This window comes from Streptomyces sp. NPDC059567 (genome assembly GCF_042735655.1).
GTDB lineage: Bacteria > Actinomycetota > Actinomycetes > Streptomycetales > Streptomycetaceae > Streptomyces.
Map to the genome: position 1 here is coordinate 107,161 of NZ_JBHWBS010000004.1, position 15,357 is coordinate 122,517.

Below are 15,357 nucleotides of genomic sequence, written 5' to 3' on the forward strand. Positions count from 1 at the left end.
CCGATATCCGCGCTCCGACGACGCACCGCGCTCAGATCCGATCGGCGACGATCATCAGGTAGGGGAAGCTGCCTTCCCTGTACGCCGTGAGGAAGGGGCCCTCGATGCCGGTGGCGTTGGAGCCGCCTGCCGCGAGCCGGTGGTGAAGCCGGTGTCCAGCATGTTCCGGAAGTGGAACCTGGTTATGCGTGGGGTTCCTTACGTGGTTCTTGTGGGGGACCGAAGGAACGGGCGGGGCTCAGGCGCGCGGACGTACCTCGACGTTCTCCAGGATGCCGATCGCGTCCGGGACGAGGACGGCGGCGGAGTAGTAGGTGGAGACGAGGTAGGAGATGATCGCCTTCTCGTCGATCCCCATGAAGCGGCAGTTGAGGCCGGGCTCGATCTCGTCGGGGATCCCGGTCTGGTAGAGCCCGATGACGCCCTCGTTGTCCTCCCCGGTCCGCATCGCGATGATCGAGGAGGTCTGGTGCTCGCTGACGCCGATCTTGCCGCAGGGCAGGATCGGGACACCGCGCCAGGCCGGGATGGCGTGCCCGTCCATGTCGACGGAGTCGAGCATGAGCCCGCGCTTGTTGCACTCCTTGCCGAAGGCGGCGATGGCCCGGGGGTGGGCGAAGAGGAACTGGGTTCCGCGGCGCATGCTCAGCAGGTCGTCGAGGTCGTCCGGCGTGGGCGGGCCCGAGTGGGTCTGGATGCGCTGGTCGAAGTCCGTGTTGTTGAGGAGCCCGAAGTCCGGGTTGTTGACCAGTTCGTACTCCTGGCGTTCGCGCAGCTCCTGGATGGTCAGTCGCAACTGCTGCTGCGTCTGGTTCATCGGCTGGTTGTAGAGGTCGGCGACCCGGCTGTGCACCTTCAGGACGGTCTGGGCGACGCTCAACTCGTACTCGCGCGGCTTGAGTTCGTAGTCCGCGAACGCACCGGGCAGCAGCGCCTCGCCGACGTGGCCGGCGCTGAGCTCGATGGCAGCCTCACCCGCCTTGTTGAGGGGCCGACGGTGGCCGTTGGAGCCGATGCCCCGCACATGGGCGCCCAGGTGCTCGTACTGGTCCGCGACGGCCTTGTATGCCGACTGGGGCAGCGCCAGGAGCGTCACCGCCGTCGCGGCCTTCGCCGTGAACTCCCACTTGCCGTCGCCGGCGAGGACATGGCCGCCGAAGGTGTCGCCGTCGCCGAGCCGTCCGAGCAGGGTCTCGTCACCGTATTTGCCGGCACCGACCTTCTCGACCTTGCCGTGCGCGATCAGATAGACGTGGTCGGCCTTCTTGCCGGAGTGCACGATGACCTGGCCGGGCTCGAACTCCTTCTGCACGAAGCGGTCGGCGAGCGCGCCGAGCGCCGTCGGGTCGTCGAAGCCGCGCAGCAGGGGAAGCTCGGCCAGCTCGGCCGGGATGACCTCCACCTTGGAGCCGTTCTTGACGAAGGTCACACGGCCGTCACCGACCACGTACGAAAGGCGCCGGTTGACGCGGTACGTGCCGCCGGGCGTGTGGACCCAGGGCAGCTTGCGCAGCAACCAGCGAGAGCTGATGCCCTGCATCTGGGGTTCGGACTTGGTGGTGGTCGCGAGGTTGCGCGCGGCGGCCGTGCTGAGGCTGAGCTGGATCCGGCGCACCTCGGCGGAGGGGCCGGGGGTCGCGGCGGGCGCCGTCTGCGCTGTGTCGACCGACATGGTCTGACTCCGTTCCTGGAAATCTCTACGTTCGTCACTCTCCGCATCCAGATCTAACGCACCGTTGCCGACGTCATATGCATGTGGCGGGCCGTGCCGCAGCACTCATCCGGGCGGGGCGCCCCCCGAGCGCCCGTGCGCGCTCCGCCGTCCGGGGCGTCATCGCACGGCGGAGGCCTCCTGCGTGTGCTCCCAGAACTGCGCGAGGGCGCCCTCCTGGTACGGCGCGGGGCTCACGCTCAGTTCTCCCGCGAAGGGCCGGTCGAGCACGACGACCAGCAGGAGGCTGAAGCCGATGAGCGCCGCCACCGCCCCGACGAAGAGCAGTTGCATACGCCGGCTGCGCATTCCGTAGAGGAAGGTGAGCGGGATGATGACCAGGGCGCCGCCGACCGCGAGGACCTGGAGGAGCGGCGGCAGTTGCTGGCCGGCCATCGTGAGCCGGGCCCGGCGCTGCCCTGCCACGTCGTCGAGCTTGGAGGCGGCCTGGGCGTAGAAGGTCTTCTGCGACTCGGTGACGGGTTCGTACGCCTGCAGGGCGTCGTACAGCGCTTCGAGCTTGGCCCCGGTGACGGAGTAGTCCGCGCGCCCCTCCCTCATGAGCGGCCACTGCACCTCGACGACCGCATGCACATAGCTGTCGGCCGCGGCGTTCACCCGGGCCTGGTCGGCGGGCGGGAACGCGCGGGCGTCCCGCACGATGAGCGCGACGCCGGTGGCCTCGGCCGCGACGACGTTCTGCGTGTTCTCCATCTGGGTCCACAGGGTGACGATCACGAAGGCGAGGATGATCCCGTAGATGGCGCCGAACATGCCGAGGACGACACCCACCATGTCGTTGTGCTCGCCGCCGGCGAGCCCGGGATGTCTGCGGCGCAGCAGCACGCTCCCGGCGAGTGCCACAAGGACGGTGCCGCCGACGATCACGAGCGCGAGAGTGAGGGTGCCGAGGTGGTTGAGCAGCCAGAGTGTCACGGTCACCGACCGTAACGGGGCGATCACGGGATCAGAAAATCGGCGTCACCCCCTTGCCATGGTCGGGGTCCGGCCGGATTTACTGACCTCGAACGGATCTACCGAATGATCGGTAGTCCGATTTCGGACGTTCAGGGCGCGCGGACGGGAGTGGGCGGCACATGACGGATCTGCTGGACAGCGGCGAACGGCTCGGACGCGCGGAGCTGGAGGTGCTCCAGCTGGAGCGGCTGCGGGCCACGCTGCGCCACGCGTACGAGAACGTGGGCTTCCACCGGCAGTCCTTCGACAAGGCGGGCGTCCACCCCGACGACTGCCGCTCGCTCGCGGACCTCGCCCGCTTCCCGTTCACCGCCAAGACGGATCTGCGCGACCACTACCCCTTCGGCATGTTCGCCGTCGACCAGTCCGAGGTCCGGCGCATCCACGCCTCCAGCGGCACCACCGGCCGGCCGACGGTCGTGGGCTACACCGAACGCGACCTGGACACCTGGGCCGACGTGGTCGCCCGCTCGCTGCGCGCGGCCGGCGTCCGGCCCGGCCACAAGGTCCATGTGGCCTACGGCTACGGCCTCTTCACCGGCGGACTCGGCGCGCACTACGGCGCGGAGCGGCTCGGCTGTACGGTCATCCCGGCCTCGGGCGGCATGACGGCCCGCCAGGTCCAGCTGATCCAGGACTTCAAGCCCGAGGTCATCATGGTGACGCCCTCGTACATGCTCACGCTGCTCGACGAGTTCGAGCGCCAGGGCATCGATCCGCGGACCACCTCGCTCAAGGTCGGGGTGTTCGGCGCGGAGCCGTGGACGGAGGCGATGCGGCGGGAGATCGAGGAGCGGTTCGCCCTCGACGCCGTCGACATCTACGGGCTCTCGGAGGTGATGGGGCCGGGCGTCGCGCAGGAGTGCGTGGAGACCAAGGACGGACTGCACATCTGGGAGGACCACTTCTACCCGGAGATCGTGGACCCGTTCACGGGCGAGGTGCTGCCGGACGGCGAGGAGGGCGAGCTGGTCTTCACCTCGCTGACCAAGGAGGCCATGCCGGTCATCCGCTACCGCACCCGGGACCTGACCCGGCTGCTGCCGGGCACGGCGCGGGTGTTCCGGCGGATGGAGAAGGTCACCGGCCGCAGCGACGACATGGTGATCCTGCGCGGGGTGAACCTCTTCCCCACCCAGATCGAGGAGATCGTGCTGCGTACGCCGGCGGTGGCCCCGCACTTCCAGCTGAAGCTGACCCGGGAGGGACGGCTCGACGCGCTGACGGTACGGGCCGAGGCGCGGCCCGACGCCACCCCCGACCAGCGTGCGGAGGCGGCCCGGGCGATCGCGCAGGCGGTCAAGGACGGGATCGGGGTCTCGGTCGGGGTCGAGGTGGTCGACCCCGAGACGCTGGAGCGGTCCGTGGGCAAGATCAAGCGGATCGTGGACCTGCGCGGCGAGCACTGAGCAGGACCTCGTGCGTGCGGCGGGCGCTATGAAACGGCGAAGCGGTCGCGCAGCTCCCGCTTGAGGATCTTCCCGCTGGCGTTGCGCGGCAGCTCGTCCACGAACAGGACCTTCTTCGGGGCCTTGAAGTGGGCGAGCTTCTCGCGTGCGTGGGCGAGGAGTTCGGCCTCGGTGACCTCGGACTTGGTGACGACGACGGCGGTGACCGCCTCGATCCAGCGCTCGTCGGGCAAGCCCACGACCGCGACCTCGGCGACGCCCGGATGGGTGTAGAGAGCGTCCTCGACCTGGCGGGAGGCGACCAGCACTCCCCCGGAGTTGATGACGTCCTTCACCCGGTCCACGACCGTGTAGTACCCCTCCGCATCGCGCACGGCGAGGTCGCCGGAGCGGAACCACTCTCCCCGGAAGGCCGCCTTGGTCTCGTCGTGCTTGTCCCAGTAGCCGTCGCACAACTGCGGTGAGCGGTAGACGATCTCGCCGGGGGTGCCGTCCGGGACGTCCTCGCCGTGCTCGTCGACGACCTTGGCCTCGACGAAGCGGACCGGCTTCCCGCAGGAGTCCATCCGGCCCTCGTGCTCGTCGGGGCCGAGGACGGTGGCGAGCGGACCGATCTCGCTCTGTCCGAAGCAGTTGTAGAAGCGCAGCGCGGGCAGTCGGCCGCGCAGCCGCTCCAGGACGGGCACCGGCATGATCGAGGCGCCGTAGTACGCCTTGCGCAGGCGGGAGAGGTCGCGGCTCGCGAACTCGGGGTGGTTGGAGAGCCCGATCCAGACGGTCGGCGGCGCGAAGAAGCTGTCGGCGCGGCCCGCCTCGATCAGATCGAAGAGCACCTTCGGATCGGGCCCGTCGACGATGGTGTTCTCGGCGCCGACGGCCAGGTACGGCAGCAGGAAGACGTGCATCTGCGCGGAGTGGTAGAGCGGCAGCGAGTGGACCGGCTTGTCGTCCTCGTGCAGGTCGAGCGCCTCGATGGCGCTGGCGTACTCGTGCACCAGGGCCCGGTGCGTCATCCGGGCGCCCTTGGGCAGCGCGGTGGTCCCGGAGGTGTAGAGGAGCTGGACGTACTCGCGGGCGTCGCGGTCGGTGTCGTACGCGTCCGGCTCGGCGAGCGCCGCGAGGAACGAGTCCTCGGTGTCCCGCAGCGCCCGTACGGTCAGGTCCGCCGGGACGCGCTCGGCGAGTGCGGGGTCGGCGAGGACGAGCGAACTGCCGGACTGGCGGAGGATGTAGTCGAGGTCCTCGCCGGTGAGGTGGTGGTTGACCGGGACATGGATCAGGTCCGCGCGGGAGCAGGCGAGGAAGGCGATCAGATAGGCGTCGGAGTTGTGGGCGTAGGTCGCGACGCGGGCCCGCTCCGCCAGCCCGTACCGCTCCCGCAGCACGGCGGCCGCGGTGGTCACGGCAGCGTCCAGTTCCGCGTAGGTCCAGGAGCGGTCGCCGTACCGCACGGCGATCCGCTCGGGGGTGCGCTGCGCGCTCATGCGCAGGACGCCGTCGACGGTCCGGGTGAGGAGTCGTTCCATGGCTGGATCCTCGGCGGCGGCGGACGGCGGGTCAAGTACCGGAGCGAGCCCCGCGCCTTGGACCGAAGACCCCCGGGACGTACGACCTCAGGGGCCGGCCGAACTCACGGGCTGAACGACAGGAAGACGAAGGCGGCGAAGATCGAGAGGTGGACGCCGCCCTGGAGCAGGGTGGCCCGTCCGGGCACCACGGTCAGCGCGCTCACGACGGCGGTGAGCACGAGCAGGACCATGTGGACCGCCCCGACGCCCAGGACCAGGGGACCGGACAGCCAGATCGAGGCGAGCGCGATCGCCGGGATCGTCAGGCCGATGCTGGCGATCGCCGAGCCGTAGGCGAGGTTGAGGCTGGTCTGCATCCGGTCCCGGCGCGCGGCGCGCACGGCGGCGAGCGTCTCGGGGAGCAACACCATCAGGGCGATGATCACGCCGACGACGGCCTTGGGCAGACCGGCCGACTCGACGCCGTCCTCGATCGTGGGCGAGATGATCTTGGCAAGGCCCACGACGGCGACGAGCGCCAGGACGAGGAGGCCGAGGCTCGCCCAGGTCTCCCGGTCGGTCGGCGGATCGGCGTGGTCGTCCTCGGACTCGTGACACGGGCGCGCGACGGGCAGGAAGTAGTCGCGGTGCCGGAAGGTCTGGACGGCCACGAACACCCCGTACAGACAGAGGGAGGCGACGGCGGCGAAGGCCAGCTGGGCGCCGGAGAACTCGGGGCCGGCATGGCTGGTCGTGAAGGTCGGCAGGACCAGCGTCATCGTCGCGAGGGTGCAGACGGTGGCGACGGCGCCGCCGGAGCCCTCGGCATTGAAGACGGCGACGCGATTGCGCAGGGCGCCCACGAGGAGCGAGAGCCCGACGATGCCGTTACAGGTGATCATGACGGCGGCGAAGACCGTGTCCCGCGCGTAGGTGGAGGTCTTCTCGCCGCCGCCCGCCATCAGGGTGACGATCAGTCCGACCTCGATGACCGTGACGGCGACGGCGAGGACGAGCGAGCCGAAGGGCTCGCCGACGCGGTGGGCGACGACCTCGGCGTGGTGGACCGCGGCGAGGACGGCGGCGAACAGACAGGCGGCGACGATCCCGACGACGAAGCCCGGCAGACCACGTCCCCACGCAAACCCGAGGGCCACGGCCGCCACGACCGGTCCCCACGTCGTCCACTGCCGTGTCAGTCCCACGCTCGAACTCATGCCCCGCATCCTGCCATATAGGAGACATTCGCCCCCTTGCGGGCCTATGGGACTGCTGGGCGGTCCGGCTCTCCGGGGGCTGCGCGGTCAGCCGAACCGACGCCCGTCGAGCTTGGGGAAGCTGTCGCCGAACACCCACGGGCTGGTCCCGTCGATGAAGTCGTGGGGGAAGCCGCGCGTGAAGTCCGTCGCCGCCTCCAGACGCTCGACGCTCTGCTGGGGCAGCGTCACGTCGAGTGCGCCGAGGTTGTCCTTGAGCTGGTCCGCGGTGCGGACGCCGACGATCGGGAGGACGGCCCGGGAGCGGGAGCGGACCCAGGCGAGCGCCACCTGCGAGGGCGTCACACCCAGTTCGTCGGCGGTGTCCTGCACGGCGCGCGCCACGGCGCGGTCCCGGTCGGACAGGGAGCCGGCGGAGAGCCGCGCGGAGGCGCCCGGCCCGCCCGGCCGGGTGTACTTGCCGGAGAGGACACCGCCGGCGAGCGGGCTCCAGGCGGTGACGCTCATGCCGAACGCCTCGGCCATCGGCAGAAGCTCCCGCTCGATGTCGCGCTGGAGCAGGCTGTAGGGCACCTGGAGGCCCGCGAAGGGCTGCCAGCCGCGCCACTCCGCCAGCGTGTTGGCGCGGGAGACGACCCAGGCGGGGGCGTCGGAGATGCCGACGTAGAGGACCTTGCCCGACCGCACGGCGGCGTCGAGGGCGCTCATCGTCTCCTCGATCGGCGTGTGCCGGTCCCAGATGTGGACCCAGTAGATGTCGATGTAGTCGGTGCGCAGCCGCTTGAGGCTGGTCTCCAGGGAGAGGACGAGGTTCTTGCGGTGGTTGCCGCCGGCGTTGGGGTCGGTGGCATCGCGGGTGACGGTGTACTTGGTCGCCAGGACGAACCGGTCACGGCGCCCGGCGAGCACCTCGCCGAGGATCCTCTCGCTCTCGCCGCCCCGGTAGTTGACCGCGGTGTCGATGGCGTTTCCGCCGGCATCGGCGTACAGATCGACGATCCGACGGGACTCCTCGGGTGAGACGCCGGCGCCGCCCTCCTCGCCGAAGGTCATCGCCCCGAGCATGAGTTCGGAGACGCGCAGGCCGGTACGGCCGAAGAGTCGGTAGCGCACAGCGGGAAACACACCTTCCTGGGCCGGGACATACGACAGTTCGACTGTACGTCCTCGGAGAGGCGGCAGGCCAAGGCATGTGGGGCGGGCCTGGGCCCCTCGGGGTGCACCTCGCCCCGCGGCCGGCCGCCGGATTCCGACGGGCGGCACGCGGACGAGTGCGGGTCGCCTCTGGTGTTCAGCCGCGCCGCCTGCTGTCAGGTTCACTTCGCCACTTCCGGTGGGCCGCCAGCAGGCGTTCGCGCTGACCCGGCTTCGCGTCACGCAGCACGCATCAAGCAGCGCGGACCGTTTGGCCCGAGTGGCCGACGACACGAACCAGGACGGGGAAGGCCGGGTGATCGCCGTGCTGGCTCTCACCCAGGTGCGCAGGCGCGAGGGGCTGAACCGTCTGATCCACTTCGCCGCGGACACCTCTCTCAGCTCCGAGGGCCGCGCTCTGGCAGCCGGGATCATCGCCCGCCTACGGGCCCGCAGCGCGTCACGGTCGAAGCAATCGCCTTAGTGATCGTTTCGGATGGCGATGCGTAGTCGACTCAAGCAGATGATGGAGCAGGCGAGTTGGAGGAGTTCTTGGTGGAGGTCGACGCACATCTCGTGGATTCGTCGCCCTTGTCACCAACCACGTCACGCCAGTGCTCTTCAGCAGAGCGGATGAGGTCGTCGCCGAGGCGTTCGAGGAATCGGCCCGCCAGTGCGAGCCGGTATCCGGCAGCGGTCCCGGCTCCGAAGAGCTCGGCGCCGCGCAGCGCGGTGTCGGCCAACCGCTGGTTGGCGGCGACGCTGGCCGCGACGGTCCGCAAGCCCGCCTTGTCGTCGAGGAAGTACCGGTGGCGGCGGCCACGGTCATCGCGACCGCGGCGGATCAGATCCTGCCCTTCCAGCAGGCGGACCGCGTGCGAAATGGTCGCCGCGCTGACGTGCAGGTGCTGCGCCATCTCGATGGCGGTGCGACTGCCGGTCTCGGAGGCGAACAGGCAGGCCATGACCCGGGCGGCTGTGCGCGGGAGGCCGGTTGCGACAAGTGCTGAAGTGAGGTCGGTGACGAACGCGGCCGTTGCGTCGGGGTCGGGGCCGAGATGCTCGATGGTCCGCTGCACCGGGGCGGGGGGCCGCGGCCGGCGCTGGGCCCGGTGGGTGGTCGCGAGCTGTGCCAGTTCCGCGCGGTACCGGGCGGGTCCGCCATTGCGCGCGACCTCGCGGCCCACCGTCGAGGCGGGACGGTTCAGGCGTCTGGCGATGTCGGCGTAGCTCAGGCGCTGCGCCAACCCCGCGGCGATCTGTTGCCGGTCGGCTCTGGTCAGCCTGCGTCCTGGCATCGGGTCGGTTCCTCTGATTCGGTCGTCTCGGCACCCAGTGTGTGCACCGGTCGCCGATCGTTGCAACACCCTCTCCTTCGCGGTGCATTGAGCATCACCGTCATTGCAATCGGCGGTTGCGTAGCTGGCCAGTGCAAATGGCACGGTCGTGAGGAGTTCGCCGTTGACTGACGTTTCGACTCGTACCTAACGTTCGGCTCCGATCGCCGAACACGGCAGCACCAGATGTCGATCGATTGTCAGGAGCATCCCATGCGAGCCAAAGGCATCACCTACGACACCGGCTTCACTCCGGGCGGTAAGAGTTCGCGGCCCGTCTTCGACGCCGACGCGGTGCGACGCGAGATCCGCGTCATCGCGGACGACCTGCGCTGCGATGCCGTGCGGATCACCGGCGGCGACCCTGGGCGACTGGCCCTTGCGGCCCGGTACGCCGCCGATGCCGGGCTTGAGGTCTGGTTCTCCCCGTTCCCTTGCGAACTGTCCACCGAGGAGCTGCCGCCCTACTTCGCCACCTGTGCCGATCGCGCCCAGGAGGTGGGGGCGGACGTCTTCGTCACCGGCTGCGAGCTGAGCCTGTTCGCCGCCGACATTCTCCCCGGAGACGACAGCATCGCCAGAATCGCGGCTCTGACCAGCGGCGCCCCCGAGGCATTGGCCGGGCTGGCCGAGGTTCCTGCCCGGCTGAACTCCTTGCTGGCCGACATCGCGGAAACGGTGCGTTCACGGTTCAGCGGAAAGATCACCTACGCCTCCGGAACGTGGGAAGAGGTCGATTGGGCGCCCTTCGACATCGTGAGTGCGGACGCCTATGGCGATGCCAGTGACGCATTCCGACAGGGCCTGCGCGAGTATTTCCGGCACGGCAAGCCACTCGCGGCGACCGAATTCGGCTGCTGCACCTACCGGGGCGCAGCCGAGCGCGGCGGCATGGGCTGGGTGGATGTCGTCGATCACGACGCCGATCCGCCCCGCATCAACGGCGATTACGTCCGCGACGAGGAAGAACAGGCCCACTACCTGAGCGAGATGCTCGCCGTCTTCGACGAGGAAGGCGTGGACACCGCCTTCTGGTTCACCTTCGCCGGATACGAGTACCCGCACCACGCCGATCCGCGCTTCGACCTCGACATGGCCTCCTACGGGGTGTGCAAACTGATGCCCGACGGCAGCCTCTCCCCCAAGCGCTCCTTCCACGCCATGGCCAAGGCATACCGATCAGCGACGTCGGCGTTGCCTGTCCAGGGTGAGGACGGCCCTACAGATGTCTCGGAACGCCGTGCGTAGTGCCCGGCTCACAGCGGGCGCTCGTGGCCCTCCCAGTACGGTTCGCGCAGGCGGCGCTTGTAGAGCTTGCCGTTGGGGTCGCGGGGCATGGTCGTGATGAAGTCGACCGACTTGGGGCGCTTGTAGCCGGCGAGGCGCTCCTCGCAGTGCGCCAGGATGTCGGCGGCGAGGGCTTCGCCCGGCTCGTGGCCCTCGGCCGCCTCGACGACGGCCTTGACCTGCTCGCCCCAGTCGGCGTGCGGAATGCCGAAGGCGGCGGCGTCGGCGACCGCGGGGTGGGTGAGGAGCGCCGACTCGATCTCGGCGGGGTAGATGTTGACCCCACCCGAGATGATCATGTCGATCTTGCGGTCGCGGAGGAAGAGATAGCCGTCCTCGTCGAGGACGCCCAGGTCGCCGACGGTGAAGAAGTCGCCGATGCGGCTCTTCGCGGTCTTCGCCTCGTCCTTGTGGTACGAGAAGCCACCGGTGCTCATCTTCATGTAGACGGTGCCGAGTTCGCCGGGCGGGAGACGGTTGCCGTCGTCGTCGAAGACGGCGAGCTCGCTGATGGGCCAGGCCTTGCCGACCGTGCCGGGCTTCTTCAGCCAGTCCTCGGCGGTGGCGAAGGCGCCGCCGCCCTCGCTCGCCGCGTAGTACTCCTCCACGCAGCTCCCCCACCAGTCGATCATCGCCCGCTTGACGTGGTCGGGGCAGGGGGCGGCGCCGTGGATGGCATGGCGCATGGACGAGACGTCGTACCGGCTCCGTACCTCCTCCGGCAGTGCGAGCAGTCGGTGGAACTGGGTCGGGACCATATGGGTGTGGGTGCAGCCGTGGCCGTCGATGAGGCGCAGCATCTCCTCGGGGGTCCACTTGTCCATGAGGACGAGCGGATGGCCGATGTGCAGAGCGGCGCCGGCGAACTGCAGCACGGCCGTGTGGTACAGCGGCGAGCAGACGAGGTGGACGTTGCCCTCGAAGGGCCGGATCCCGAAGATGCCGAGGAAGCCGCCGAGGTACGTCTCCTCGGGGAGCTTGCCGGGCAGCGGGCGGCGGATGCCGCGGGGTCGGCCCGTGGTGCCGGAGGTGTAGTTCATGACCCAGCCGAGGGTGCGCTCCTCGGGGGCCGACTCCGGTTTCCCTTCGAGGAGTTCGACGTAGGGGCGGAAGCCGTCCACGGAGCCCACGGCGTAACGGTGGGTCGCGGGCAGGCCCGCCTCGTCGGCGGCGGCCGTCGCCGCGGGCCCGAACCGCTCGTGGGCGATGAGCACCTTGGCGCCCGAGTCGGCGACGATCCAGGCGATCTCCGGCCCGACGAGGTGGTGGTTGACGGGGACGAGATAGAACCCGGCCTGGGCGGAGGCGAGATAGGCGGTGAGGAACTCGACCCCGTTGGGCAGGACGACGGCGAAGACGTCGCCCCGCTCCAGACCGGCCGCGCGCAGCCCGTGGACCAGCCGGTTCACGTCGGCGTGGAGCCGTCCGGCCGTCCACTCCTCGCCGTCGGGCGCGATGAGGATCGTACGGGAGGGGTCGGCGGCGGCCTGCGACCAGAAACCGTTGGGCTGTTGGCTCATCACTCGCTCCGTCCGGCGATGCGGTTGATGCGGTCGATGGCCTTCTCGAACCCGCTGGTGAGCTCGTCGAAGACCTGCTGCACACTGCGCTCGGAGTTCATCCGGCCGACGATCTGCCCGACGGGGGTGCCGAGCAGCGGCTCGACCTCGTACTTCTGGATACGGGAGACGGCCTCGGCGACCAGCAGCCCCTGCAGGGGCATGGGAAGGGTGCCGGGCCCGTCCGGGTCGTCCCAGGCGTCGGTCCACTCGGTGCGCAGCTGGCGGGCGGGCTTGCCGGTCAGCGCGCGGGAGCGGACGGTGTCGCCGGAGCCGGCGGCGAGGAGTTTCGCGGTCAGGGCACGGGAGTGCATGTCGGCCTCGGTGGTGGTGAGCCAGAGGGAGCCGAGCCAGACGCCCTGGGCGCCGAGCGCGAGCCCGGCGGCGATCTGTTCGCCGCTCCCGATGCCGCCGGCGGCGAGGACGGGCAGCGGGGAGACGGCGTCGACGACCTCGGGGGTCAGGACCATGGAGGCGATCTCGCCGGTGTGGCCGCCGGCCTCGTAGCCCTGGGCCACGACGACGTCGATGCCGGCCTCGGCGTGGTGGCGGGCGTGCCGGGCGCTGCCGGCGAGGGCCGCGACGAGGACGTCGTGGTCGTGGGCGCGCCGGACGACGTCGGCGGGCGGGGAGCCGAGGGCGTTCGCGAGGAGCTTGATGGGGTAGTCGAAGGCGACGTCGAGCTGGTTGCGGGCGACCTGTTCCATCCAGCCGGTGATGCGCCAGCCGGAGGCCTCGCCTTCGGCGAGTTCGGGTACGCCGTGTTTGGCGAGGGTGGTGCGGACGAACTCCCGGTGCCCTTCCGGGATCATCGCCTCGACGTCGGCCTCGCTCACCCCCTCGACCTTCTTCGCGGGCATGACGACGTCGAGGCCGTAGGGCAGGCCGTCGGTGTGCTCCTGCATCCAGTCGAGGTCGCGCGCGAGATCGTCGGGGGCGGTGTAGCGCACCGCGCCGAGAACGCCGAATCCGCCGGCTCTGGTGATGGCGGCGGCCACCGCGGGGAAGGGCGTGAAGCCGAAGATGGCGTGCTCGATCCCCAGTTTTTGGCTCAGCTCCGTCTTCATGGGCGGCAGGATGCCGCAGCGGAACGGCCGAGGGAAGAGATTTTCTGATGCAGTGTCAGATTCTTTGCGCCGCCGCCCGCTTCCTTGACTCACCCTCACCCCGGTAAGAAAGTTTCAGGCGTTGCGCGTGTGGCCGAAGGATTCTTTCAGGGGTGTGGGAGAGGGTAGGGATGACGGAGGAATCGGCAGGTGGTTCGGCACGGGATGCGGTGGGCCGGGGACTCAGCCGCCGGGCGTTCGGCGGCAGGCTTCTCGCCCTGGGGGGTGCGGTGATGGTCGGCTCGATTCCGGGGGCCGCAGCGGCCTCCGCACCCCGGGGCGGGCGGACGACCCTGCGGCACGGGTCCGCCGAGCGGGCCGGACTGCTGCCCGCGCACCTCGACCGGCTGGTCTCCGACGCCGAGGCGTTCCTGGGTCCCTCCCCGAAGCACCCGTGGTACGCGGGTGCGGTACTGCTGGCCGGGCGGGGAGGGACGGTCGCGCTGCACCGGCCGATCGGGGCGGCGGTGCGGTACTCGGGGTACGACGAGACGACGGACAGCGGGGTCGAGCTGCCGGCGGAGCAGCGGATCGCGATGGCACAGGACACGGTCTTCGACCTGGCGTCCGTGTCGAAGCTGTTCACCTCGATCCTGGCGGTGCAGCAGATCGAGCGCGGGGCACTGGAGCTGGAGGCGAAGGTCACCGCGTATCTGCCGGAGTTCGGGGGCGGCGGGAAGCAGGACGTCACGGTCCGTCAGCTGCTCACCCATACCTCGGGGTTCCGGGCCTGGATCCCGCTGTACAAGGAGCCGACACGGGAGGGGAAGCTGCGGCTGCTGTGGAACGAGACTCTGCCGAGTCCGCCCGGCACCAAGTACCTCTACTCCGATCTGAATCTGATCTCCCTTCAACTGATCCTGGAGGAGATCACCGGTCACACTCTGGATGTACTGCTCCACAACGAGATCACCGCTCCGCTCGGGATGCACCGCACTCGTTTCAACCCCCCGCTCTCCTGGAAGCCGAAGATCGCGGCGACGGAGGACTCCCGGCTCCCCTGGTCCGGCCTCGACCGGGGCATGGTCTGGGGTGAGGTCCACGACGAGAACGCGTACAGCCTCGGCGGGGTCGCCGGCCACGCCGGGGTCTTCTCCTGCGCCTGGGACCTCGCCGTACTCGCCCGGACGCTCCTCAACGGCGGGGCGTACGGCCACGCCAGGATCCTCTCCCCCGAGTCCGTCGAGCTGATGTTCACCGACTTCAACACGGCCTTCCCCGGCGACGAACACGGCCTCGGCTTCGAGCTCCACCAGCACTGGTACATGGGCGCGATGGCCACCCCGCGCACGGCGGGCCACACCGGCTTCACCGGTACGAGTCTGGTCCTGGACCCGACGACGGACGCGTTCCTCGTCGTCCTCGGCAACTCCGTCCACCCCGTCCGGACCTGGCGCTCCGGCTCCGCTCCCCGTGTCGCCGCGGCGAACAACCTGGCTCGTGCCGTCCCGGTCCGTCCGGCGCGCGGCCGGGACTCGTGGTTCTCCGGGATGGCGAGCGCGACGACGGCCACGCTGACGCTGCCGCCGCTCAGTGGGACGGGCCGCCTGGAGTGCGCGCTCTGGTGGGACACCGAACCGGGCGCGGACGCCGCCTTCCTGGAGGCGTCGACGGACGACGGCGCGACCTGGGGCCCGGTGCCGTTCGCCACCGTACGCAAGGGGCAGGAGCCGCAAGTGCGTCCGGCGGGCTCGGTGAGCGGCTTCTCCGGGCGCGTCTGGCACCAGGCGGTCGCCGACCTGACGGCCTGGGGCGCCGCCGCCGTACGCCTGCGCTGGCGGTACACGACGGACCGGCTCTACGTCGGGCGCGGGGTGTACGTGGACGCCTTGCGGGTCCTGGACGCCTCCGGGCGCCGGGTGTTCGAGGATGCGCGGCCGGCGGACGGGTCCCGGATCGAGGCGGTGGGGTGGACCAGGTCGGCGGACTGACCCGTCCGCGGGACCGTCACCGGCCCGACGCCTCCGCCGGCTCCCCCTCCGCCCGGGTGAGGAAGTCCTCCACCACCTGACGGTAGTGGTCCGGCTCCTCGGCGGAGGCCATTTTGGGGGGTGTCTCGTTATGGGCACACGAGGCGCCGGGAATGCCCAGCGCCACGGGACGGACCACCT

The 15,357-nt window shown here is 70.1% G+C and carries 12 protein-coding genes and 1 pseudogene; 4 read left to right on the forward strand and 9 right to left on the reverse strand.

The annotated features are described in order from the left end of the window. Window positions 1-31: 31 nt before the first annotated feature. The 3 genes and pseudogenes from ACFVZW_RS03800 to ACFVZW_RS03810 all read right to left on the reverse strand — a co-directional run. Window positions 32-136: pseudogene (locus ACFVZW_RS03800) on the reverse strand (SAM-dependent methyltransferase); the annotation flags it as partial. Between the two features lie 102 nt (window positions 137-238). After that, on the reverse strand, window positions 239-1,672 hold the full coding sequence (locus ACFVZW_RS03805) for a family 2B encapsulin nanocompartment shell protein (protein WP_384516269.1): 1,434 nt from the start codon (window positions 1,670-1,672) through the stop codon (window positions 239-241). Between the two features lie 159 nt (window positions 1,673-1,831). Further along, window positions 1,832-2,647: a DUF4239 domain-containing protein gene (locus ACFVZW_RS03810; protein ID WP_384516271.1), complete on the reverse strand. Its 816-nt coding sequence runs from the start codon at window positions 2,645-2,647 to the stop codon at window positions 1,832-1,834. 161 nt (window positions 2,648-2,808) lie between these two features. On the opposite strand from ACFVZW_RS03810, the gene paaK reads away from it, so the two are divergent. Continuing rightward, the gene (gene paaK / locus ACFVZW_RS03815) at window positions 2,809-4,098 is read left to right on the forward strand and encodes a phenylacetate--CoA ligase PaaK (protein WP_384516274.1); all 1,290 of its coding nucleotides are present in this window, start codon (window positions 2,809-2,811) and stop codon (window positions 4,096-4,098) included. A 26-nt stretch (window positions 4,099-4,124) separates the two neighbouring features. On the opposite strand, the gene ACFVZW_RS03820 is transcribed toward paaK, so the two are convergent. The 3 genes from ACFVZW_RS03820 to ACFVZW_RS03830 all read right to left on the reverse strand — a co-directional run bounded on the left by ACFVZW_RS03820 (window position 4,125) and on the right by ACFVZW_RS03830 (window position 7,936). After that, complete coding sequence (locus ACFVZW_RS03820; protein WP_384516277.1) at window positions 4,125-5,624, reverse strand: fatty acyl-CoA synthetase; 1,500 nt, start codon at window positions 5,622-5,624, stop codon at window positions 4,125-4,127. Between the two features lie 104 nt (window positions 5,625-5,728). Continuing rightward, window positions 5,729-6,823: a calcium:proton antiporter gene (locus ACFVZW_RS03825; RefSeq protein WP_384516280.1), complete on the reverse strand. Its 1,095-nt coding sequence runs from the start codon at window positions 6,821-6,823 to the stop codon at window positions 5,729-5,731. Window positions 6,824-6,910: 87 nt separating this feature from the next. Next, on the reverse strand, window positions 6,911-7,936 hold the full coding sequence (locus ACFVZW_RS03830) for an aldo/keto reductase (RefSeq protein WP_384516282.1): 1,026 nt from the start codon (window positions 7,934-7,936) through the stop codon (window positions 6,911-6,913). A 301-nt stretch (window positions 7,937-8,237) separates the two neighbouring features. Here ACFVZW_RS03830 and ACFVZW_RS03835 point away from each other — a divergent pair, with 301 nt between their 5' ends. Further along, window positions 8,238-8,441, forward strand: coding sequence for a hypothetical protein (locus tag ACFVZW_RS03835; protein ID WP_384516285.1), 204 nt, complete (start codon window positions 8,238-8,240; stop codon window positions 8,439-8,441). A gap of 31 nt (window positions 8,442-8,472) precedes the next feature. Here the strand turns inward: ACFVZW_RS03835 and ACFVZW_RS03840 are convergent, their stop codons facing one another. Then, complete coding sequence (locus ACFVZW_RS03840) at window positions 8,473-9,255, reverse strand: helix-turn-helix domain-containing protein (RefSeq protein ID WP_384516288.1); 783 nt, start codon at window positions 9,253-9,255, stop codon at window positions 8,473-8,475. Window positions 9,256-9,507: 252 nt separating this feature from the next. On the opposite strand from ACFVZW_RS03840, the gene ACFVZW_RS03845 reads away from it, so the two are divergent. Further along, window positions 9,508-10,542: a hypothetical protein gene (locus tag ACFVZW_RS03845; protein ID WP_384516291.1), complete on the forward strand. Its 1,035-nt coding sequence runs from the start codon at window positions 9,508-9,510 to the stop codon at window positions 10,540-10,542. 8 nt (window positions 10,543-10,550) lie between these two features. Here the strand turns inward: ACFVZW_RS03845 and ACFVZW_RS03850 are convergent, their stop codons facing one another. Next, a complete protein-coding gene (locus tag ACFVZW_RS03850; RefSeq protein WP_384516294.1) occupies window positions 10,551-12,101 on the reverse strand; it encodes an acyl-CoA synthetase in 1,551 nt (516 codons plus the stop codon). Then, window positions 12,101-13,207: an NAD(P)H-dependent flavin oxidoreductase gene (locus ACFVZW_RS03855; RefSeq protein WP_376430417.1), complete on the reverse strand. Its 1,107-nt coding sequence runs from the start codon at window positions 13,205-13,207 to the stop codon at window positions 12,101-12,103. The genes ACFVZW_RS03850 and ACFVZW_RS03855 overlap by 1 nt, the downstream gene beginning before the upstream one ends. 170 nt (window positions 13,208-13,377) lie before the next feature. Here ACFVZW_RS03855 and ACFVZW_RS03860 point away from each other — a divergent pair, with 170 nt between their 5' ends. Then, window positions 13,378-15,177 (forward strand): serine hydrolase, encoded by a 1,800-nt coding sequence (locus ACFVZW_RS03860; protein WP_384516297.1) that lies wholly within the window; start codon window positions 13,378-13,380, stop codon window positions 15,175-15,177. Window positions 15,178-15,357: the final 180 nt, after the last annotated feature.

Coding starts and splice junctions, on each gene's coding strand:
- paaK (WP_384516274.1), top strand. CDS start 2,809: ATGACGGATCTGCTGGACAGCGGCGAACGGCTCGGACGCGCGGAGCTG.
- ACFVZW_RS03860 (WP_384516297.1), top strand. CDS start 13,378: ATGACGGAGGAATCGGCAGGTGGTTCGGCACGGGATGCGGTGGGCCGG.
- ACFVZW_RS03850 (WP_384516294.1), bottom strand. CDS start 12,101: ATGAGCCAACAGCCCAACGGTTTCTGGTCGCAGGCCGCCGCCGACCCC.
- ACFVZW_RS03820 (WP_384516277.1), bottom strand. CDS start 5,624: ATGGAACGACTCCTCACCCGGACCGTCGACGGCGTCCTGCGCATGAGC.
- ACFVZW_RS03825 (WP_384516280.1), bottom strand. CDS start 6,823: ATGAGTTCGAGCGTGGGACTGACACGGCAGTGGACGACGTGGGGACCG.
- ACFVZW_RS03840 (WP_384516288.1), bottom strand. CDS start 9,255: ATGCCAGGACGCAGGCTGACCAGAGCCGACCGGCAACAGATCGCCGCG.
- ACFVZW_RS03845 (WP_384516291.1), top strand. CDS start 9,508: ATGCGAGCCAAAGGCATCACCTACGACACCGGCTTCACTCCGGGCGGT.
- ACFVZW_RS03855 (WP_376430417.1), bottom strand. CDS start 13,207: ATGAAGACGGAGCTGAGCCAAAAACTGGGGATCGAGCACGCCATCTTC.
- ACFVZW_RS03805 (WP_384516269.1), bottom strand. CDS start 1,672: ATGTCGGTCGACACAGCGCAGACGGCGCCCGCCGCGACCCCCGGCCCC.